Origin of the sequence: Cyanobacterium sp. uoEpiScrs1 (assembly GCF_947331815.1) — a bacterium.
Taxonomy (GTDB): domain Bacteria; phylum Cyanobacteriota; class Cyanobacteriia; order Cyanobacteriales; family Microcystaceae; genus Rippkaea.
The window spans coordinates 2,140,199-2,162,981 of the sequence record NZ_OX373462.1 but is presented as its reverse complement, the minus strand read 5'-3'; the positions used below and the strand labels follow the sequence as shown (position 1 = coordinate 2,162,981).

The 22,783-nt window shown below is 35.3% G+C and carries 13 protein-coding genes and 1 tRNA gene; 8 read left to right on the top strand and 6 right to left on the bottom strand.

Going from position 1 to position 22,783, the window contains the following annotated elements:
* Nucleotides 1-379: 379 nt before the first annotated feature.
* The gene (gene gloB / locus OXU93_RS07465) at nucleotides 380-1,153 is read right to left on the bottom strand and encodes a hydroxyacylglutathione hydrolase (protein ID WP_267383577.1); all 774 of its coding nucleotides are present in this window, start codon (nucleotides 1,151-1,153) and stop codon (nucleotides 380-382) included.
* Nucleotides 1,154-1,634: 481 nt separating this feature from the next.
* Between gloB and OXU93_RS07460 the strand changes: the two genes are divergently transcribed.
* Entirely contained in the window at nucleotides 1,635-4,709 is a 3,075-nt protein-coding gene (locus OXU93_RS07460) for an alpha-mannosidase (protein ID WP_267383576.1), read from the top strand.
* A gap of 265 nt (nucleotides 4,710-4,974) precedes the next feature.
* Here OXU93_RS07460 and hpf read toward each other — a convergent pair whose 3' ends face one another.
* A complete protein-coding gene (hpf, locus tag OXU93_RS07455) occupies nucleotides 4,975-5,574 on the bottom strand; it encodes a ribosome hibernation-promoting factor, HPF/YfiA family (protein WP_267383575.1) in 600 nt (199 codons plus the stop codon).
* A gap of 541 nt (nucleotides 5,575-6,115) precedes the next feature.
* On the opposite strand from hpf, the gene lipB reads away from it, so the two are divergent.
* Complete coding sequence (gene lipB / locus OXU93_RS07450; protein WP_267383574.1) at nucleotides 6,116-6,823, top strand: lipoyl(octanoyl) transferase LipB; 708 nt, start codon at nucleotides 6,116-6,118, stop codon at nucleotides 6,821-6,823.
* Between the two features lie 634 nt (nucleotides 6,824-7,457).
* Here lipB and OXU93_RS07445 read toward each other — a convergent pair.
* From OXU93_RS07445 to OXU93_RS07435, 3 genes are all read right to left on the bottom strand, one after another.
* The gene (locus OXU93_RS07445; protein WP_324127087.1) at nucleotides 7,458-8,867 is read right to left on the bottom strand and encodes a protein kinase domain-containing protein; all 1,410 of its coding nucleotides are present in this window, start codon (nucleotides 8,865-8,867) and stop codon (nucleotides 7,458-7,460) included.
* A gap of 189 nt (nucleotides 8,868-9,056) precedes the next feature.
* A tRNA-Leu gene (locus tag OXU93_RS07440) sits at nucleotides 9,057-9,137 on the bottom strand.
* 79 nt (nucleotides 9,138-9,216) lie between these two features.
* Nucleotides 9,217-10,650: an LCP family protein gene (locus OXU93_RS07435; RefSeq protein WP_267383572.1), complete on the bottom strand. Its 1,434-nt coding sequence runs from the start codon at nucleotides 10,648-10,650 to the stop codon at nucleotides 9,217-9,219.
* A 300-nt stretch (nucleotides 10,651-10,950) separates the two neighbouring features.
* Here OXU93_RS07435 and OXU93_RS07430 point away from each other — a divergent pair, with 300 nt between their 5' ends.
* The 3 genes from OXU93_RS07430 (at nucleotide 10,951) to OXU93_RS07420 (ending at nucleotide 14,947) form a co-directional block, all read left to right on the top strand.
* Complete coding sequence (locus tag OXU93_RS07430; protein ID WP_267383571.1) at nucleotides 10,951-11,490, top strand: ComEA family DNA-binding protein; 540 nt, start codon at nucleotides 10,951-10,953, stop codon at nucleotides 11,488-11,490.
* Between the two features lie 566 nt (nucleotides 11,491-12,056).
* Nucleotides 12,057-13,685 carry an alpha-amylase family glycosyl hydrolase gene (locus tag OXU93_RS07425; protein WP_267383570.1) on the top strand — a complete coding sequence of 543 codons (1,629 nt, stop codon included), beginning with the start codon at nucleotides 12,057-12,059 and terminating at the stop codon, nucleotides 13,683-13,685.
* Nucleotides 13,686-14,287: 602 nt separating this feature from the next.
* A complete protein-coding gene (locus OXU93_RS07420) occupies nucleotides 14,288-14,947 on the top strand; it encodes an HAD family hydrolase (RefSeq protein ID WP_267383569.1) in 660 nt (219 codons plus the stop codon).
* 741 nt (nucleotides 14,948-15,688) lie between these two features.
* Here the strand turns inward: OXU93_RS07420 and OXU93_RS07415 are convergent.
* Complete coding sequence (locus OXU93_RS07415) at nucleotides 15,689-17,620, bottom strand: chromosome segregation ATPase (protein WP_267383568.1); 1,932 nt, start codon at nucleotides 17,618-17,620, stop codon at nucleotides 15,689-15,691.
* 257 nt (nucleotides 17,621-17,877) lie between these two features.
* On the opposite strand from OXU93_RS07415, the gene OXU93_RS07410 reads away from it, so the two are divergent.
* From OXU93_RS07410 to OXU93_RS07400, 3 genes are all read left to right on the top strand, one after another.
* Nucleotides 17,878-18,318, top strand: coding sequence for a DUF2996 domain-containing protein (locus OXU93_RS07410; RefSeq protein WP_267383567.1), 441 nt, complete (start codon nucleotides 17,878-17,880; stop codon nucleotides 18,316-18,318).
* Nucleotides 18,319-18,729: 411 nt separating this feature from the next.
* The gene (dnaN, locus tag OXU93_RS07405; RefSeq protein WP_267383566.1) at nucleotides 18,730-19,911 is read left to right on the top strand and encodes a DNA polymerase III subunit beta; all 1,182 of its coding nucleotides are present in this window, start codon (nucleotides 18,730-18,732) and stop codon (nucleotides 19,909-19,911) included.
* Between the two features lie 429 nt (nucleotides 19,912-20,340).
* Nucleotides 20,341-22,770: a heavy metal translocating P-type ATPase gene (locus OXU93_RS07400; RefSeq protein ID WP_267383565.1), complete on the top strand. Its 2,430-nt coding sequence runs from the start codon at nucleotides 20,341-20,343 to the stop codon at nucleotides 22,768-22,770.
* The last annotated feature ends 13 nt before the right edge of the window (nucleotides 22,771-22,783 follow it).

Here is a 22,783-nt window from a genome sequence, read left to right as displayed (position 1 = left end):
ACAATGGTACTGCTTGGATAAACTTTCAAGTTTATCCAAGCAGTACCATTGTTTTGTAACCACTCAAATGCGTAATCAAAATATGTTAATCAACATATTTTTGCCAGAGTAGAGAGTTTGATTTAGGACATATACATTTTACCTACAGTGGACGTGTTATCGTAATAGCAGGCTAAAAAACTGAGTGTATAATTTAACCTTTAAGGTAATTATATTCAATAATTAATTCATAACAAAATAGATTAAAATTGCCTTGTAGTTTGGTGAGAAGATGTTATTAGAGATATAAATTTTGATCACAAAAATTGTAGATATTAATTTAAACTTACAAAGTTGTATATTGCTATGCAACTTTTTGCTTAACAATTTGTATTTGACTTTAAAAGTTATCCTTCATTGCTCGAATTTTACTAAACACCTGTTTCGGGGTTTTTGCACCTGTTATTAATTGCAAACTAATACTATCCCACCGTAAAAATGGATTAGTTTGTTTTTCGTCCTTTAATAAAAAAGGGACAGTAACTTGTCTCTGTCTGAGAATTTTTTTTATTTGATTAAATCTTTTTTTTAAGACTGTATTATTAGGATCAACTGTTAGTGCGAATTGAAGATTTTTTAACGTATATTCATGGGCACACCAAACATGAGTTTTGTCAGGTAAATTTCGTAATTTATCCAAAGAATTTACCATCTGTGCTGAGCTACCCTCAAATAATCGTCCGCACCCTCCTAGAAATAAAGTATCGCCACAAAATAATTCTCCAGTATCGTGAGTTGAATCTGGAAAAAAATAGTAAGCAATATGAGCGCGAGTGTGTCCAGGGACAAATAAAACTTTCCCCCTCCGGTTAGCAAATTCAATGAGATCACCATCTTTCAAGAATACTTGTTGGTGAGGAATCCTACCCTTATCTTCTATTCCTCCATAAACACAAAGATTGGGGAAATTTTTAATTAAAGTATTATTTCCCCCAACATGATCATAATGATGGTGGGTATTAAAAATAGCGACTAATTTAGCTTTCAACTCGTCTAAACATTTTAAGACAGGAGTAGCCTCAGCCGGATCAACCACAGCGGCAGTATCCTTTACAGGATCATGAAGTACAAAAATATAGTTACTAGATATGGCAGTAAGTATTTTGATATCCATTAATGACGAGTTAATTAGGACAATATTGAATTATATTCCTTAGTCTAAGACATATTTGTCCAATATAATAGAAACTATCAATAATTTAATTTCATAAACAATAATTTATAAGCAAATTATTGTTTATGAAATTAAATTATTGAGAATAAATTGTCTATATTAATAATATTATAGGATTTAGTATTTTAGGAATAAGTTAAATTATTAAAATAAAAATATTATATTATTAGTTGACAAACTATGGAGATTATATTGTTTGTTTCTAACCCAATAAATGCGGTTAAACTTTTGTAAAAAATTAGTTATTGTTAGACTAATTAAAGAGATGATTTTAGTGTTTTTACAGTTATTAACACATAGTGTATGTTTTGTAGATTAGACAAATATTTATTAACGTACTTCGTTCGCTATAATGATTATTATAATTTGTCTATCTTATAGACTTAAAGTATTTTTGGTAAAAAATATCTAAAAAACTGTAATGGTTACTGAAATTTTTGATAAACTTCGCCAATTGACACAGATAGACATTCAATCATCTTGGCTTAGTATTTCTGAGGAAATCTCTTTTGATGATATCGACATATATAGTTGGAAACCTGTTAACCTTAACCAAAAAGGTTATATTGTCTGGCCAGCAGGGAGAAAGATTAAATGGTTAGCTAAAAAGCTTATAATTCCTAAGCAAATTAAAGGTTATCCTTTGTCGGGACTAGCTCTAAGATTATCCTTAACTTGGTGGGCAGAAAAAGCAGAAATTTTTATTAATAAAAAATTAGTACAAGAAGGTGACCTATTTGACTCTTCAGCAAGGATTTTGGTAAGTCCATCTGTTAAACCAAGAGATGAATTTTTGATTTTATTACGTTTAGTTAGTCCAGGTCATGATATTGGTGGATTAATGAGTTCTAGACTCATCTATGAAACAGATGTAAATTTAATAGATCCTGGTTTTGTCGCTGATGAATTAACCATATTATATAATTATTTATCTGCTTTTGAACCTCAAGCTATAAATTTATTTAAACAATTAATTAATCAAATAAATTGGGATATTGTCAATGATCAAAAACAATTTAATTGTCATTTATTTAAATTACGTAATATCCTGAAACCTTTAGCTAAAAATATTAAAGAATACTCTTTAAATTTATTAGGACATGCTCATTTAGATATGGCTTGGTTATGGCCAGTTGATGAAACTTGGGATGTAGGAGAAAGAACATTTACTTCTGTTATAAGCTTGCAGAAAGAGTTTACAGATCTTATTTTTGGACATACAACTCCTGTTCTTTACGAATGGATGGAAAAACATCGTCCTCAGCTTTTTAAAAAAATTTTAGAAGCATATAAACAAGGAAAATGGGAGATATTAGGAGGAATGTGGGTTGAACCTGAAGTAAATTTAGCGTCAGGAGAATCAATAGTGAGACAATTGTTATACGGACAACGTTTTTTTAGAGAAAAATTTGGAAAAATTACCCAAGTTGCTTGGCTTCCCGACAGTTTTGGTTTTACTTGGCAACTATCACAGATTTTCCACCAGAGTGGAATTAAATATTTTGTAACTGGAAAACTTCACTGGAATACTAATGTTAAATTTCCCTATGGTCTTTTCTATTGGCAATCACCTGATGGAACCCAGTTATTAACTCTAATTTCTCCTCCAAACGTCGCTGGAGTCATGAATACTGATCCTCTAAAAATGACTAATTATTCTATCTCATGGAAGCAACAAACAGGTTTAAAAGATGCCTTGTGGTTACCTGGAGTTGGAGATCATGGGGGAGGACCAACTCGTGATATGTTAACAGTTCAAAATAGATGGAAACAGTCACCTTTTTTTCCAAAAATTAGTTTTACTAAAACAATTGATTATTTAGATAAATTAGGAGAAACATCTGATTATATTCCAGTTTGGAATGATGAACTTTATCTAGATTTACATCGAGGTTGCTACACAACTCATGCCGATCAAAAATTTTATAATCGTCGTTGTGAAGATTTACTATATCAAGCTGAATTATGGATTTCTATAGCAACAATTGTTCAAGGACTGCCTATTAATCTTAACGAAAAAAATGATTTAGAAAGAGCATGGAAGAAAGTTTTGTTCAATCAATTTCATGATATTTTACCAGGAACTTCTATTCCTGAAGTTTTTATTCAAGCTAATGAAGATTGGCAACAAGTAATAAAAATTAGTCAAGCTTTGTTGGACGATTCTTTGCAAGCTATTATCTCTCGAATTGATTTGCCAAAACCCCCTACAATTCATGCTATTCCTTTGATGATTTTTAATTCTCTAAATTGGCAGAGATCGGAAGTAATTGAATGTCCAGACTTAGATAATAATTATGAAATTTATGATTTAGAAGGAAATGAACTAACCTCTCAATTATCAATCGATAATAAACTTTTATTTTTAGCAAAAAATATTCCCTCAATTGGATATCGTGTTTTTTGGTTATGTCCTACTGACAAAACTTCAGAAAATATATATCAAATCAATAACAGTGATTTTAATCTTGAGAATCAATACTTAAAAGTTACTATTAATTCTAAAACAGGAAATATAGATAGTATTTTTGATAAAATAGTCCAGCAAGAAGTAGTTAAAGGAGAATGTAATCAATTACAAGGATTTCAAGATAAAGGTCAATATTGGGATGCCTGGAATATCGACCCTAATTATAATAATAAGCCTTTACCAGAAACTAATTTAAAGACCATTAAGTGTTTAGAAATGGGACCTATACAGTGGACAATAAGAGTAGTTCGACAATTGGGAAACTCAGAATTCTGCCAAGATTATAGTTTACGAGTCAACTCAAGAGTCATCATAATCAAGACAACAGTCAATTGGCAAGAAACTCATGTATTGGTAAAAAGTTCTTTTCCGTTAAATTTAGAAAGTGACTATACAACCTATGAAATTCCTTTTGCTGCTATTAAACGGACAAACTATCCTAAGACTCCGGAAGAAAAAGCTAAATGGGAAGTGTCTGCACTAAGGTGGGCAGACTTAACAGATAAGTCTCAAAACTATGGAGTCAGTATTTTAAATAACTGTAAATATGGTTATGACAATCAAAGTGATCGTTTGAGACTTACTTTATTAAAAAGTCCCCGTTGGCCAGATTCTAATTGTGATCGCGGTCTACACCATTTTATTTATGCCATATATCCCCATCAAGGGAGTTGGCAGGAGGCCAAAACTGTACAGCGAGGGTATGAATTAAATATTCCTCTAAATGTGGTTTTTCCTCTGCAAAATAAAACTACCCAACATAGAACATTACCCCCAGTCAATCAATTCTTAAATTTGGGTTCAGACAACTTGATTTTGTCAGCTCTTAAACCAGCAGAAGATCATCCAAATACTTGGGTCTTACGATGTTACGAATGTGAAGGCAGGACCACTGTAGCTTCTGTAACTACTAGCCTAAATCTGAGATTTACTAATAAAGTGAATCTCTTAGAAGAACTCATTCCAATCTTTTCTGAAATTACTCCGTGGAAAATAGTTAGTTTTCAGGCACAAGTAAAGTCTTAAGAAATCTAGGAAGTAAATCAGAGGCAACTTACTTTTTTAAAAATGCCAAGCTTGGTCTTTATCTACCCATTTTGTTTTAGGTTTTTAAACTTTTCCGTAATTTAGCCAAATCATACTCAAACTATCAGTATACTCAACAGGAAATAATTAGAATACCATGACTGAGAACAATCATTAATTATAATTTTTCTAAGTAATTGATCGATTAACAGACAAAAGCAAGAGAGGTCAATATCATAGGGAGAATTGACCTAAATAAAATTAGTTAGTTAACATTGTCACCATTTTCATTGTTTATACGAGGTTGAATGACACCATATCCACCATGATTACGAATATAAATAACATTGATTTCATCAGTGTCTTTATTGAGGAATACATAAAAATCATGGTCTACCAATTCCAACCGATGTAAAGCTTCATCAATAGTCATTGGTGGCATGGCAAAATATTTCATGCGGACTACCTCAGATGGTAATTCTGGAATACGATCACCAATTAAGTCCCCTTCTATCAGACATTCTTTAACAATTTCTGTCGCTTTGAGCGGATTGTGAGGCTTTTTGTTATTTAGTTTCTCCTTATATCTGCGAAGTTGACGAGCAATTTTATCAGAAACTAAGTCAATACTAGCGTAGAGGTTTTCACTACCTTCTTGGGCCCTGATAACAGTGCCATTTGCATAAACTGTCACTTCTGCTTTATGCTTATCAATGATCCGAGCATTGCGAGCCACCGATAAATGCACATCAACTTTCGTTGTCATTGTTTGGAAATGTTTGACTGCTTTTTGTAGTTTTTCTTGCACATAATCATTTATGGAATCGGTAACATCAATATTATTTCCTTGGACTAAAAGCTTCATATTTTACACTCCATTGTTAACTAAACCTCATTTACATCAAACGACAATAAAGAAACTAGCTATTCACTTTGCAGTAAAAGCAAATCAGCATCCTATTATGCTCCTAGTCGAAACTAAAGTTATAGAGATTTCGCACTTTCATTAGTTTTCTAAACTTTGTTTAGATATCTTAATAGTGGTTTATCCATTTTTCATTTGAACTCTTATCCAAGATAGACTAATAATAGGATATCAAGGTCAAATAAACCCGTAGATTAGTCAATTGGTATTTTGTCTTTCGTTTCACTCTAGTCGTTTCTTAAGGATCAATGCTGAAGAATATTAGGACGTTTATTAATCTCTTGATTAGTGAATACAGTCAAGGTATGAGGTCGAACAAAAGAAAATAACAGACCCAGGTTTTTATCCATCAATCTCTCACGTAAAGGGAACCATCCGACGCTTTCAGGCTAACATGCTTGTACTCTTTCTAACATTGCTTTTTACTTTCTTTTCATTTTACTTCACATATCTTGATATTTCTTAGAACTATCTTCACTAGATGAGAGAAACTTTCCAACTGACTGTCGACGACCAGAGACAACAACGACAATGTATTGTCCACCAAGCAGGAATTATACCCTATGAATCAGCGTGGGAAACTCAGCGTTCACTTGTTAAAGAACGCTTAAAGGATCCAACTTTAGAGGATATACTATTACTACTTGAACATCCCCCTGTCTATACTTTGGGAACTGGAGCTAGTCTAGAGTTCTTGAAATTTAATCTCACCACTACCGCTTACGAAGTTCATCGTATTGAACGGGGAGGGGAGGTTACTTATCATTGTCCAGGTCAGTTAGTAGGCTATCCTATTCTTAATTTACGCTATTATCAACAAGATTTACATTGGTATATGCGACAACTTGAAGAAGTAATTATTAAAGTACTTCAAGAGTATGGACTTAAAGGAGAAAGGATACCTGGGTTGACAGGAGTTTGGGTAGAAGGATATAAGGTTGCAGCAATTGGTATTAAGGTTAGTCGTTGGATAACAATGCACGGTTTTTCTTTGAATGTTTATCCTGATCTAAAAGGATTTAAAGAAATTATTCCTTGTGGAATTAAAGATAAACCTTTAGGAAGTTTAGAACAATTTATCCCCAATATAAAATTATCACAAGTACGCGAAAAAATTGTACTAGCTTTTGCTGATGTTTTTAAAATCAAAATAATAAATAAATATAGTTACTTTTTAGAAAAAATTTGAATTTTTAATTATGAAATATTAACTTTATTTCATTGCTGTTCGTAATGTCTTAATGTAATCTAGAACTCAGTATAGTAACTACCTTATAAATAAGGTAACTAGTTAGCATGTCGATTTCTTATCCTTTACCTTAAGATTGTAATAAAAAGTTTTCTAAATATTAATAGCGGATTATATATACTTAAGTTTAAAGATGTTGTATATCAGCTTTACCTCTTTAATTGGTTAGATTTATGAAATAACTTATGTTAATCATCACTTTATTAGTCTAATGATCAATGTATATATTTTTACTTTTATAGCTATTATTTTAGGACTTATTAAGAAAATACCAACTTAGAAAACAAGCAATGTCAAATTCAACTTTTTTCTATCCCTATCACAAAATTGTATGATGGACACAAACAATTAGCATCATGATCCAGACTTTCTTATTACTTACTTAAAATCTAAACTAAACGTCTACCATTGAAGTCGAAATATTTGAAATATGAAGTGTAATAATAATTCTTACAATATCTCCGAAGTTAGGTTGAATTAAAGCAGTTTTATATGGATATACTGAGATAAAGATTGAGACCGTATTTTTTCACAATTTTTAGTAAAAATTAATACAATATATCATATGTTTATATTATTCTTGGGATTCTTCAGGCTCTGTATCGATAATAATATCGGGTGTAGTAGGGGAGAGCTGCGATTCTATCACGGATTTAGAGGAAGTGTCTAGTGAAGGAGGTTCAATAGGGATGGGAACAATTTTTGTCGGTTCTGGAATAGAAGGCAATTCATCAGTAGGAGGGACTTCTGGCTTCGAGGTAGGAGGGACTTCTGGCTTCGAGGGAGGAGGGACTTCTGGCTTCGAGGGAGGAGGGACTTCTGGCTTCGAGGTAGGAGGGACTTCTGGCTTCGAAGTAGGAGAGACTTCTGGCTCCGAAGTAGGAAAATTTTGAATCCTGGACGGTGAAGTAGTTTTTACGGGGAAGTCGGATGACTCTGGAAGGTTTGAGGGAGATTGAAAAAGATTAGATCCTTCTTTACTCATCAAAATAAATCCTAAGGTTAAGGCTCCAAAAATAGCACTGACAATTAAAAAAGAGCCTAATACTAGAAGAGCTAAGGGTGGTTCCCTGTCGTATTCTGAGGAGCTTAGATGAGGGATTGATTGGGTTTGTAAATAGGAAGAGTCTGGCATAATCGCTATAGTCGCAGTAGTGACAGTAGGCACTTCAGTATTCAAGGCAGCCAACATTTTTTTTGCTGTAAGGAAGCGATCTTTTGGATGAAAACAAAGAGTACGATTAATAATACTAGTCAGCTCAGAATCAAGGATAGGAGCTTCTTGGTCCCAGAGAACTTCTCCAGTATGAGGATCAATATCTAGACATTGAGGAGTTTTTCCAGTGAGTAGGAAGACGGCAGTTAATCCTAAACTATAGAGATCACTTGAATAGACTGGACGGCCTGCTGCTTGTTCAGATGGCATATAGCCAGGGGTCCCCAACGCAACAGAATACGCCGTTTTTCCATTGCCATTTACTATGGTGGCTACTGCTTCCTTAACAATGCCAAAATCAATTAAGACTGGTTGACCATCTGTGGCTCGAATAATAATGTTATCAGGTTTGATGTCTCTATGAATAATATGATGGGAATGAATATAATCGAGAATCGGCAAAATATTGTTGAGAAGTTTTTTAACTTTCCCTACTGAAAAATTTCCTTGTCTTTGGTGAATTTGAGAAAGGGTTTTTCCCTCAATCCATTCTTGTACTAAGTAAAAGTGATTGTTTTCAGAAAAATAGGCGTACAGACAGGGGATTTGCAGATGATTTTCGCCCAATTTTTCTAAGACGGCTGCCTCAAGTTTAAATCTATCTTGTAACCATTGTGGAATTGATTGAAATTGTTGTAACGTGGGTTTAAGACGTTTAATGACACATTTTCTAGCCGAAGGCATCTGGGTATCGATGGCTAAAAAAGTTTCTCCAAAGCCACCTTGACCCAAAGTTTCTAAAATTTTATAACGATTGCTCAACAGCATGGCCATTCAGTACAAAAGAGGTTATATTGTTGCTTTAACAAAAGAAGATACCTTATTCTAAGGATATCTACATCTAATAGAGAAACCAATACAATTTCATACAACGTTTACTTATACTCTGTTTTGACAGAATCGATACCATGATAATGATATTTTAAGACAAAATTTATTGATTATCACTTAACAAAATGCGGACGAAGAGACTCGAACTCTTACGCCAAAGACACTAGAACCTAAATCTAGCGCGTCTACCAATTCCGCCACGTCCGCTTATATACCAGTCCACTATTGTAGTTTAAAAAAAAACAAAAGTCAATATCCTAGACCTGATGATATTTCAACACAACAATTAATTGTTGTGTTGAGTTTGTAAGAATTTTTCTTCAGAAGAATTTTTAAAAAGAGGATACTGTTGCTGCCAATCTTGGCCTAATACGATTGTAATGTCAGAGGAAAGAGCTCCAGTACTTTCGACCAAGACTTCTCCTACCCCTAAAGTAGCTCTTAATGAAGCTGCTCCTAAATCATCTCCTTGTTGCGCAACAATGCGAGTAGTTGCCAAGGCTTCTCCCCAGTTATCACTTACAAAAATATGACTATAACCCCTCTCTCGTAAGTAGTCAACTATAGCTTCCACGGCTTTTGAGTCCCCTACACTATCTTGAATTGCAATTCTCAAACGAGTGGTTTTTTTATTTTCAAAGTCTTGAGAACTACCATGATCGAAATAGTCCGCAACCATTTCTCTGATTTTACGAGGGTAAGGAACCCAATAGCTTATATCCTGTTTTCCATCGCCACTAAATCCTCCAGGAACCATCAGCATCTCCACGTTGGATCGTTTAGTCTGGGCAGCAAACCCAGCTAAAGCGACTAACTCTTCAACAGTTAAATTAGTATCAATGTAGGTCCCAATCACGGAAAGAATTTCAGGCATTTTTAAAACTGTTTGGGGTCTAAGAGCTTGTTCAACCACTGCCCGCATTAACATTTGTTGTCGTTGTACACGTCCTATGTCTCCATAGCGGTCATATCGAAAGCGTAAAAAGTCGATTGCTTTTTCTCCGTCCAGGCGTTGTTTTCCCTGTTTAAGGTCAATATAAAGATGTTGACTATGATCAGTGTATTTCATATTTTTGGGGACATAAAGACTAACGCCTCCCAAAGCATCAATCACTTTTTCTACCCCTTGAATGTTTACCCTTACATAACGATCAATAGGAACTCCTTCCAAAAGGGTACTAACGGCCTCGGCAGCTAGGGCTGCTCCTCCATAATAATTGGCTTCATTAATTTTTCGAATTCCTCGACCAATATTAGCTCGAGTATCCCTAGGGATTGATAAAAGTCTGAGCTTATCTTGATTAGGATCAAAACGCAATAGAAGCATTGTATCTGATAGCCCTTTAAAAGAATTGACTAATGCATGATACCCTAAGTCTTCTTCGGTTTTTTGATTAACCTCAGAGGTTAATACTTTAGTTCCTAATACCAAGAGATTAACAGGACGACTCAACTCAGGTAAACGTAGTTTTTTATAAGCAATAGTGCCATCTTTACTAAAAACTTTTTCTTGTCCAGGAGTTAGACTACTTTGTCTTAGAGGAGTAGCAGAAAACGATATTGAAAGAAAAGCACCAGCCATAGCAGAAATCAGGGAGACTGTGGTTAATCCCAATCCAATCAATAACCAGTTCCCCCTTTGCGTTTTGGACTTAGGCTTTTTTAGGGATAGAGGTTTACTTAGGACAGGACTTTTCGGATAGGTTTTTTTGACTGACACAGTTTTCCTCACACCTTAACGATATGTCCGTTGTAGCTAGATTTTATTTTGTGCACGTTACCTGATCATGTCGATCACTATAACCTGCTTGGGACTTAGATAATTACCCCATTCGCAAGATTATGCCACAAGATAGAGAAATTGGCTATTTACATTTCAATTCTATTGCTATCTTTATTAGACAGAATTAGCTGCAAAATATGAGGGGACAGAAGAAGACTAGGGGGTCATTGTTGGAATTTGGTATCATCAATAAGAGTTAAAGACAACATAATCTTTTAATTTTTTCTGGACTAATTTATGATGCTCTCTAGGTGGTCGAAAAAGCTTAACTTTAATCGGCAAGCTATCCGTAAGCGGATTCTAAATGATCCTTACTATAGGTTCTGTTCCCTCGAAGAAGTTGCGATCGCAGCAGAATTAGGAGTAACAATTGATGTCAATCAAGCAGGTGTAGATGATTGGTTAAGATTGCCTGGGCTTTCTATTCATCAGGGGCGAGTTCTAGTAGAGTTAATATCCATGGGAGTAGAGCTACTCTGCATTGAAGACTTAGCCGCTGCCTTAAGCATTCCCACACAGAGTCTTAAACCCCTAGCTCCTATTCTTATTTTCTCCTATCGTGATCCCCAAAGTTGTCTAACATCTCAACGAGTTAATATCAACAATGCTACTCTAGAACAACTTCAAGATATTCCCCTTATTGATGCTAATTTTGCCCAAAATATTATCAACGATCGTTACAAGCATGGTTCTTATAAGAACTTTGTTGATTTACAACAACGATTAACTCTGACAGGATCGATTATCTCCGAGCTGATGCACTATTTACAATTCTGACACTAAAGTTTAAATGCTTAATTCTCATTGAATCTTTTTTTATATGGTTTAGAAACTCTGTAAGTGCTCTAAAATTTGACAATTACTAACCTGTTAGTGGTATCTATCCATTCCATTTATTGCAAAAAATTATTAAAGGTAGTCTACAATCAGGCTTTATTACTATTAGTCAGTCAAGCTAATATGTCTAATGTTGCACCCTTTTATCTGTAAACTATCTAAAAATCTGACCAGTACTCATACACTATCTATCGTTACTATACTATTCTATTACTGACAATAAACCTTCCCTTTTATATTGATTAATCATCATATAAAATTTACAAGGCAACTACTCCAATATTTTTGACTGAATAGCTGTTTTGTTTACACTTACAGAAAATATTTTATTGAAACAATTATGTAGAACAATAAAAACACCAATATGTTTCTAGTTAAAAACTAAATATTTTCTATGTATAACAGTGTACAAAGAAGTAATAATATTAATAGTTTTCTTGTGTTTGACAACTATTAATATTATTAAGATATAATTACTATTATTAACTAACCAATGAAAATAAAATATGTCTAGTTGGTGGAATAAAGCTGTATTTTATCAAGTATATCTTCGTAGTTTTCAAGACTCTAATGGAGATGGTATTGGAGATTTGAGAGGGCTAATAAATCGTTTAGATTATTTACAGGAACTAGGAATTGATGCAATTTGGATTACTCCATTTTATCAATCCCCTCACGTTGATTTCGGTTACGATGTGAGTAGTCATAAGGATATTGATAGTCTTTATGGAAATATGTCAGTCTTTGAAGATTTAATATCAGAAGCCAACAAACGGGACTTAAAAATTATTGTTGATATCATATTGAATCACACCTCAGACAAACATCCTTTTTTCGTTGAATCTCGTCGTTCTCGCACTTCTTCAAAACGAGATTGGTACATATGGCGTGACGGTAAACCCGATGGCAGTCCCCCTAATAATTGGGAAGGATTTGAACGATCAACATGGACTTTTGACCCTAAGACTAACCAGTATTATTATCATTTTCACTATAATGAACAACCTGATCTTAACTGGCGTAATATAGAAGTTGCTAAAGCAATGTTTAGTATTTGTGATTTTTGGTTAGATAAAGGGGTTGCAGGACTGCGGTTGGACGCCATTAATTATCTAGTTGAAGATCCTGAGTTGAAGGATAATCCTATACTTGATGAGGTTCCTGAGCATCTGCGTAATATCTATCAATTCAAGCAAGACCCTATTCACAATATTAATCATCCCGACAACCATAAAATTTTAAAAAAACTACGTCATCATATTAAAACAAATCATCAAGATGATCCTTTATTAATTGGAGAAACTTGGGTTCCTAACTTTAATGAAATTAGACAATTTTATGGAGAAAACGATGATGAAATCCAATTGCCTTTTAACTTTTTTTTAAGTACTCTCCCCCAGGGAAATGCGAACTGTTTTCGAGAAATAATTGTAGAGTGTCAGCAAATTCTGGGAGATCTGCCAACTACTTTAGTTTTAAGTAATCATGACTTTGAACGGGCAACCAGTCGTTACGCTACAAAAAAAAATTCTGATGCGATCGCAAAATTGTTAGCTACCTTATTGCTAACTCTACGAGGTATACCTTTCATATACTATGGAGAAGAACTAGGACTTCGAGATTGTCCTCCAGAAACCATCGAAGAAGTTAAAGACCCACGAGGCCGCATTCGTTGGCCACACTATAAAGGTCGTGATGGCTGTCGTACACCGATGCCATGGAATAGTCAATCTCAAGCAGGATTCACAACTGGTCAACCTTGGTATAAGCTTAATACGGATTATCAAACACGCAATGTTGCTGTACAAATAGACGATCCTAATTCCATCCTTAATTATTACAAAAACCTAATTAGATTACGACGGTCTTGGCTTCCACTGAGTCTGGGCCGGTTGACTGTATTAGGAAACGATCCCGCAGTATTGGCATATATAAGATCTTACGAGGCTAAGGACGTTTTGATTGCACTTAATATTTCGAATGATAACGCTCAATTTTCTTTAGCTAAATTACCCTGTCAAAGAAATTCATCATATAAAATCCTTTTATCTACTCATGCTCGATCAAAGGGAGAATTTATCAAAGATACTTTAAAGTTAAATCCTTTTGAAGGAATCGTTTTCGTTCCCGTTTAACTAGAGAACTTGTGTTTAATCCACTCCTAGCTTAGACTGGTAGGTCGACAGCTGGAAAGCGAGACAGAAATACATTACGTACTCTAATTTAACTTCGTTATCCAAGACTTAGCCAAAATTTTCAATTAGGCGTTTTGAACAACATTGCTCTATATTCATAAATTTTGTTTTGATAAGAGCATAAAGTTCACCTTCCCTGGTGTCTGTATAAGTAAATAAGAAAAGTAATTAGACAATAATAAAAAAGAAATATACATAGTGAGAAACTGCTATTCGGACATATGTAGATTGTTTATAACTTTAATCTACCTGATACTTGATATTTGCTGTATTGTATATCTAGTCTTGCCAGCTTATATAATAGAAAGACCAAGTTTAGCCCTTCTCTGGTGTCAGTTTCAAATGAAATGTAATGTTTGATTGGACTTACCTATTGTAGTAGGAATAAATAGAAGAATTGTCGGTTTTATGTTCATAAATAACTAAAACAAACTGGAGGTGTTTTTCTAACTTAGACTAATTCTATTAATAATAGAATTTTATCATTTAAAAAGTGTTATAATTTTCGAACAGTAGCATTACCTAAATGTTCTTATTAAACAATGCTTAAAGCAATTATCTTTGATCTGGATGGAACAATTGCCTATACTGATACGATTCACTTTTCAATCTGGCAATCTTGGCTACAGAAATATGGGTTAAATATTAACCTATCTTTTTACCAGCAAAATATCAATGGTCGACATAACCCGGATTTTCTACGTCAATGGCTACCAAAACTTCCTGAGGAAGAAATTCAACGACTAAGTGATGATAAAGAATCCTATTTTCGGGAAATAGCAAAAGACCAATTGCAACCACTTATAGGACTATCCACCCTACTCGATTGGATAAAGGATCGTCAGCTTAAATCAGCGGTTGTAACCAATGCCCCTCGTTCTAATGCTGATTTTATGTTAAATACACTCAAACTGCGTGAATTCTGGGAGACAGTTATCGTAGGGGAAGAATTACCCAAAGCTAAACCAGACCCTTATCCTTATCAAGAAGCTTTACGATGCTTGAACATCGCTCCCAATGAAGCCCTTGTTTTTGAAGATTCTCCTACTGGTATTTATTCTGCCGTAGGTGCTGGAATTTTTACCGTAGGCATCTCTACCACTCATTCTGACGAGGTATTATCTGAATGTGGTGCTCAATTGATTATCCATGATTTTAGTGATCCGCGATTAAAAACTATTGGAGTTTTAGACAACATCTAAATCACTACTTTCTCCATTATTACGATCTCCTTCTTAGTAGCTCTTGTAACAATCTCATCACCTCATACTTCTGCACAATTCAAAAGTTTATGTAAACTTATCTAGACTAAAAGATATTAGCGGAGACAGCGCCCAGTATTTACAATACTAAGATGAGTACTGGGCACTGTGCGATGGGATGTAAAGATTGCTTTATCTTTTGTAAACCCTACTTCGATGTTTACTCTCTAATATAGATAGAAAAAAGATATATTATAATTGTTTGCATGTCCTAATATTGGTTGTCATATAAATAGTTAAAATCTAATACAACTAACGACATTATCAGAGGAGTTTATGTAAAAAAAATTCAATAAATTTTAATAATTTTATATAAAAAAACATTGTTTGGAGTAATTAAGTAGGGGATATTTTATTGTAAGTATTATTAGTCTAATCCCCCTACTATGAATCTGAATAATAGAATTCAAAAAATGATTGACTAGATGAAAAATATTTTTTATTTATTTTTTACAATAAGTGCTGTTAATCAGGGGACAGACTAATAATACTTTTCAGGTCTGAATCTTTGATAAAAATAATTAAGTGCGACTCTGGAATAGAACTTTACATTTATGATACCGAAATTCAATAAATACCGATTCTAGCCTCTGTTCTTTTATCTCTAATTACTTAGACTTAGAATAACTTACGGGTAACCTGGGAGAAGATAGATTATTTTCCGTAAGTGTCCTTAGACTATTAGTGATTAGTTTCAATGATAAGATTATTTGCTGGTGGAACCGCAGACTGAGAAGAAGCAGGAGGTTTAGTTGTAGCACTAGGAGTAGAAAGAGTAAGAGTTTTAATTTCTCTTTGCCAAGCTTTGATTTGAGTTTGAGCCTTATGATAGGAAGTACTCTCAGCCGGAATGATGCGGGCAAGATTAATAGCTTCTTGGAATAAAGTTTGACGAGCTTTATCTTCGGCAATAGATAACAGTTGATGACTCCATCGATTAAGTGCTTGTCGACTTCGACTACTAACCTCAGTAGATCTGGGAATTTTACGAATAATTTCAATGGCTGATCTCAAAGCGTGAAATGTTCCTCCTTGGGCAATAAGATAAGCTTCTTGAATATCTTTTTGAGCTTTAATTTCCTTTTGCCATTGGCTAATTTTATTTTGAGCCTCTTGAAAAAGAACCCGCCCTCGCCCAATTCGTCTAGCAGTCTGAATCGCACTATTATAATTCTTAGAATTTCCTAAAAAGATAGCTTGATCAAGAATCGGTTGATCCTCTTGTCTTTGAATAGTCGTACGCCACTGATGAATATTGCTTTGTGCCTCATCATAAAGAGTTCGGTTGTAAGTAATCAGATTAGCTTTAGTAATCGCTTTTTGTAAAGCTACAATGGTTCCCCCTCGGGCAATATTTAAAGCCTGATCTAAAATTGGTTGATCTTCAACTCGTTGAACCTCCAGGATCCAGTCCTGAATTTTTTGACGTACTTCTCGGTAGTGAGGGTTACCTGAGGGAATTAATTCAGCATAAGCAATAGCAGCATTCAAGTCATTTATAGTTCCCCCACGGGCTAAGTGTTGAGCTTCTTTAAGACGGGTAACCCCCTCTATTTCGAGCTGCCAACGGTTAATTAAATCTCGTGCTTTTTGGTGTAGAGGGCGATCTTCATCAATTAATTGGGCTGAAGTAATTGCCATTTCTAGACTTTCTACCGTACCTATTTGTGCTTCCATCCCTGCATTTGCCAAGGCTTTCCAGTCATTTACCTCTTCTGTCAGTAAAAGACTCTGAGGAAGGCGAGCAACCACATCAAGGAGAGGCTGCCAATGACGAGCTTCTAATAACTCTTCGATATGATTTACTAACTTATTTTTAGCATCCTTGATTAAATTTTGGGACTCGCGGTGCGCGTAACTATCATTAGGAACTTTTTTTGCATCAGCAATCGCCGCCAACCAATTATCGATTCCTCCTCGACGAAACACTCGATAGGCTTTATTAAGTTTTTTACTCTCTTCCTGGGCTAATTGAATTTGTTTAACAGTTGCATCATATTTAGCGGTTGCCCAATATTTATTTGATAAGCTCAGCAGTTTAACCGCTGAACGGAAGGCTTTATTCCATTCTGATTCTCGTAATCTCTCTTCAACTTCTGCAAAAATTTCTTCTCCTTTTTGCCATAGTGAACGCCATTTTTGGATTCTCTCTTCAACTACGTTATAGACTTGAACGTGGCTAGGAACTTTGCGAGCAATCATGATAGCTTCTTGGAGCTCTCCATTTTGGAATTTTTCTTCAGCAATATCAAGAATAGTGACTGCCCATCCTTCCACACTTTTGTTAATTTCGTTTCGGAGGGGATGATCCGAAGGTAAGGCTTCTACTAGATTAATTGCCTTAAGTAAGCTGTCTATAGTTCCCTGCTCTGCTTCAATTTGAGCACAATAGATCCTCATCGAGGCTGAGGCGATTGGCCAGAAAATATTAGTACATTGAGGGGATTTCGGTAATTTCAGTAGCATAGAAGTAGCAGTAAATCCTACCGTTCCCGAAGAAAGAATAAGAACAATTACCCATAGTTGCCAAGGTAATTTACCTAGATTTAAAACAACTTTCTTTTTATCAGAAAATTCTTTAACTGCGACCAGCTGTTTAGTAGATTGATTCATAGCTCAAGAGACCATAAAGTCTTGATGTTTCCTCATCACCCACAAAGGTTTCGTTGGTCATTATCTCTAAATTTTTCTGAAGTGGCAAATTGTGATTGAATAATCTTGAGAAATTCTGAGTCTATGTTAAAACTTAGTAGTCTTTAGGGGATGATTCATTATAGATTAGGATCTAAACGTATCTTTCTCAAAGATACTGGTCTTTTGAATATTTATTGTATTGTGATGTGATCACAGTCTTACCCAATCATTTAATTATGGTAGAAGAAACCACTCCTAACGCCAAGGCTAAACTGGCAGCTAAAAAAAAAGAGAAACCTCCTGCTCTTGAAGATAAGCCTTTTACTCAATTTATGGAGCAGCATTTTACACCGACTTTGCAAAAGAAACTGACCGAAATGGGACTGACTGATATTAAATTGTCTTTTTCTCGGGAAAAGTTAACTTTTTCCGGAGCTAATACTGATGAGCCATACTGGCAGGTTATTGGAACTTGGAATAATGGTCAGCGCCAGTTTAACTTGTATTTTCTAGAAGGAGATATTAGCAGCTCTAAGGCTTTTTCCTATGGGATTAATGGGCTTCCCCCAAGTACCATTGAATCGTTTATGATTGATGAACGAAAAGTTACCTTGGATTTAATGGTATTGTATACTTTGCAACGCCTTAACGGTCAAAAGTGGCTCACTCGTAATTAACCTTAATTCGCTTGAACTGATAACTTATTATAGACAAGTTCTAACAAAATCTAAGGGCATACAAATTTTATGCCCTTTAGTCTTGCTTATTTGTAGGGATCAATTACGTTAACAGTAAGCTGAGCTGTTAATCATAAATAAATTTCTTTAAATTCTGTAGCTTATTAATTAATATCCTAAAAGTAATTAAAGTGGACATATATTCAAGATTAATACCTATATTTGCAGATGTCACATGCAAAGTTTTTGGTAATATTGGATGCTTTAATACTATCTCTCTTGAGTATAGTTATACAGTACTGATGCATTGATTATCTTTAATGGAGACAAAGTCTTTCCTAAAATTTTTTTTTGACAAACAGTCTTTCAAACTTTTGAAAAAATTATTTATCATTCTGGAGATTCTATTTTATGGAATTTGTTTGTAGTCAAGATCAACTTAACAGTAACCTTTCTTTAGTCAATCGTGCCGTTCCTTCCCGTCCCACTCATCCTGTGTTAGGTAATGTGTTAGTAGTGGCGGATGCCAACAAGGGCCGAGTTAGCCTTACCGCTTTCGATCTTAGTTTAGGCATTGAAACCAGTTTTAGTGCTGATGTTAGCCAAGGAGGAAAAATAACCCTGCCAGCAAAAATACTCAATGACCTTGTTTCGCGACTTCCAGAAGGAGAAATTACTCTTATTGCTAACGAAGATAATCTAGAAAACGACACCCAATTAATTCTTCTTAAATCAGCATCAGGACAGTTTCAAATACAAGCTATGAATGCTGAGGAATTTCCTGAACTTCCTACAGTAAAAGAAGGAGAAACCCTTAAATTACCTATCGCCCTTTTAACCGAAGGGTTAAAAGGATCTTTATTTGCAGCTAGTAGTGATGAAACTAAACAAATTTTAACAGGAGTTCATGTTGTTGGAAATTCAAATGGATTGGAATTTGCTGCCACTGATGGACACCGTTTAGCCGTCGTAAAAACCTCTTTACAGGTTAAAACAGATGGAGAAGAAAAAATACAAGAAATGTCTGAAGGCAATTTTACAGGATTTTCGGCCACTATTCCTGCTAGAGCCTTACGAGAATTAGAGCGTATATTTGCTAATCGTCAAGTTACAGATCTAATAATTTTATGTGTGGATGATACTCAGATGGTATTTGAGTTGGGAGAACAACGACTTACCAGCCGTAGACTAGATGGAACATATCCTCTTTATAATAAACTCATTCCCCTTCAATTTAAACGAACAGTAAGCCTGGATCGTAAACAGTTTATAAGTAGTCTTGAAAGGGTGGCTGTATTGGCCGATCAAAGAAATAACTTAGTGAAGTGTACTCTGGATGAAGAAAAAGGGCAGATATCATTATCAGTAGAAGCACAGGGCTTAGGTAGGGCTAAAGAATCTATACCAGCTCAAATCACTGGAGAAAGCGGTGATATTGCCTTTAATGTTAAGTATCTGATGGATGGGCTAAAGGCGTTACCAACCAAAGAATTCCAGATGCAATTAAACGCAGATAATCAGCCTGCGATTTTAACACCTTTAGGAGGAATAAAAATGATTTATCTAGTGATGCCTGTGCAAATTGTACGATAAACTGTTCGTTATTGTTAAGTAAAAAGGTTAACTTATAAATTTCTCTCATTCAGAGTAGAGAGCTTCGAAGTCATACTCTCTCGCAAAAGAGAAATATTAGAACTGAGTTTAGTATTATTCCTGTCTAGTTGGGGTAAATTAGGCATAAATGACATAAAATGGAAAACTATTATTATTAGACTTCACAGTTGAAAACAAAAACTTGAAAAAGTTCTTATAGTTAAGACAAAGTCTATATACAAAGTTCAATGTCAGCAATAGTAAAATCGGTAGTTGATGACATCGTATGATCCACCCGATAAATGTTGAAGATGACGTTAAAATAATTCTCCTAAGATACATCATCTTTCCAAGGCTTATTAGAATTTAGATCTAAGTCTAATTTTGTAATTAATATCAAGCCTAATAAGTATTTACGAATTAAATAATATGGTGCAACTGTCCCCCAAAACTGAAGAAACTCCTTCCCAACTTAAGACAGAGACTATTGTCTTAGACGTATCTGAAATGAAATGTGCCGGATGTGTCAAAGCAGTAGAAAGACAGTTAAGTAAACAGCCTGGGGTTGTATCCGCTTGTGTTAACTTAATTACCGAAGTTGCTGTTGTTGAATATGAATTTGGAAAAGTACAACCCCAAACCCTCGCTGACAAACTGACTTGCGTTGGCTTTCCTTCTAATTTAAGAAACTCGTCAAACTCGGTCTTTAGTCTAACCCATGCAAATACAGCCAAACGTAAGGAACAACACAAGCAACAATATAAATGGAAACTAATTACTGCCGCTATTTTATTGATATTTTCAGGGTTAGGACACTTACAACATTTAGAAAGTATTACGATTCCCGTGATCGGTAATATCTGGTTTCATGGAGGACTAGCCACTTTAGCTTTATCAATTCCTGGACGAGAGATTATTATCGATGGTTGGAAGGGCTTACGTTATGGTATGGCTAATATGAATACTCTAGTGGGCATAGGAACTGTAAGTTCCTATTTTGCTAGTTTCATTGCATTGTTATTTCCTCAGTTGGGGTGGGAATGTTTTTTTGATGAGCCCGTTATGCTTTTGGGCTTTATTTTACTAGGACGCCTTTTGGAAGGACAAGCGAAGAACCGTACCTCCGATGCCCTAGAAGCTTTAATTGCTTTGCAACCACCTGTCGCTCGTTTAATTGGCGATCCTTTTAATGAAGATACTTCTAGTATCGAAATTCCTGTTGAACAAGTGCAGATGGGTGAATGGATACGGGTTCTTCCTGGAGAAAAAATTCCTGTTGACGGAGAAGTAGTGACAGGAGAAACTCTTATAAATGAGTCCTTGGTTACAGGAGAATCAATACCGGTTCTTAAACAAGTTAAAGATAAAGTGATTGCCGGTACTCTTAATCAGTCGGGAGCAATTGCTGTTAAGACAACCCATATCGGAAACGATACCACTTTAGCCAGGATTATAGCTTCTGTTGAAGATGCCCAAACCCGCAAAGCTCCTATTCAAAAATTTGCCGATACAGTTGCTGGTTATTTCGCCTATGGGGTGATGACGATCGCTTTACTAACTTTTGTCTTTTGGCTAGGAATCGGAACAAAAATATATCCACAGGTTTTGGAAATAAGCAATCATAGCCAATCAATAGGAATTGAAGCGTTGGAAGTTGCTCCTTTGTCGTCCTCTCATCATCTCTCCTCTTCTCCTATACTGTTAAGTGTCAAGTTAGCAATTGCCGTTTTAGTAGTAGCATGCCCCTGTGCTTTAGGGCTCGCGACTCCTACCGCTATTTTAGTAGGAACGGGAATCGGGGCTGAACGGGGATTGTTAATCAAAGGGGGAGATGTCTTAGAAAAGGTGCATCAACTTGACACTATTGTGTTTGATAAAACAGGGACCTTAACTCTCGGATGTCCGATGGTAACTGACTGTATTCCTCTAGCTCAGATTAGTCCTCAAAGATTACTGCAATTAGCGGCGACCGTCGAAAGTGGTACGAATCATCCTCTAGCAATCGCAATTTTGGAAGAAGCTCAACGCCAGAAACTACTTCTCTTAAAGGCTGAGCACTTTCAAACTCAAGCAGGACTAGGAGTAAGTGCAATAGTTGAGGGAAAGTCAGTTTTGTTAGGTCACAAAGATTGGTTAAAAGAGCAGGGAATTATCTTCAACGAGAGAGAAGCTTCAATCAAAGAAGATAAAACTTTAGTTTATATAGTAATTGAAAAGGAAGTGCAGGGAGTTATTGTCCTCGAAGATACCTTACGTCCTGATGCGAAAGAAACCATAACCTGTCTTCAAGACAAAGGATTAGAGGTTATTTTAGTAACAGGCGACCACCAAATTGTTGCTGAATCCATAGCTCAACAGTTAGGTATTAACCAAGTATTTTCCCGAGTACGGCCGGACGAGAAAGCTATCATTATCCAGTCTCTTCAACAACAGAAAACAAAGGCTCAAATACCTTCCTTTTTAACCGCTCACCCCCGATTCAAAAAAGTTGCTATGGTTGGAGACGGCATCAACGATGCTCCAGCATTGGCTCAAGCAGACTTAGGAGTATCCCTGCAAGGAGCTACAGAGATTGCTTTAGATACAGCAGATATTGTATTGATGGGAACACACTTATCATCAGTGGTTCAATCTGTTGACTTGAGTCTAGCAACTTTTAATAAAATTCGTCAAAATCTCTTTTGGGCTTTAGGATATAATCTCCTGACTATTCCGATCGCTGCAGGGATCTTACTACCAACTCTGGGGTTTAGTGTTAGTCCAGCCTTAGCAGGAGGATTCATGGCTTGCAGTTCCATTACCGTAGTTACCAATTCCTTGTTATTGCGTAGTCAATTTCCCAATCTATCTAATAAATGACTTAAATTACTGG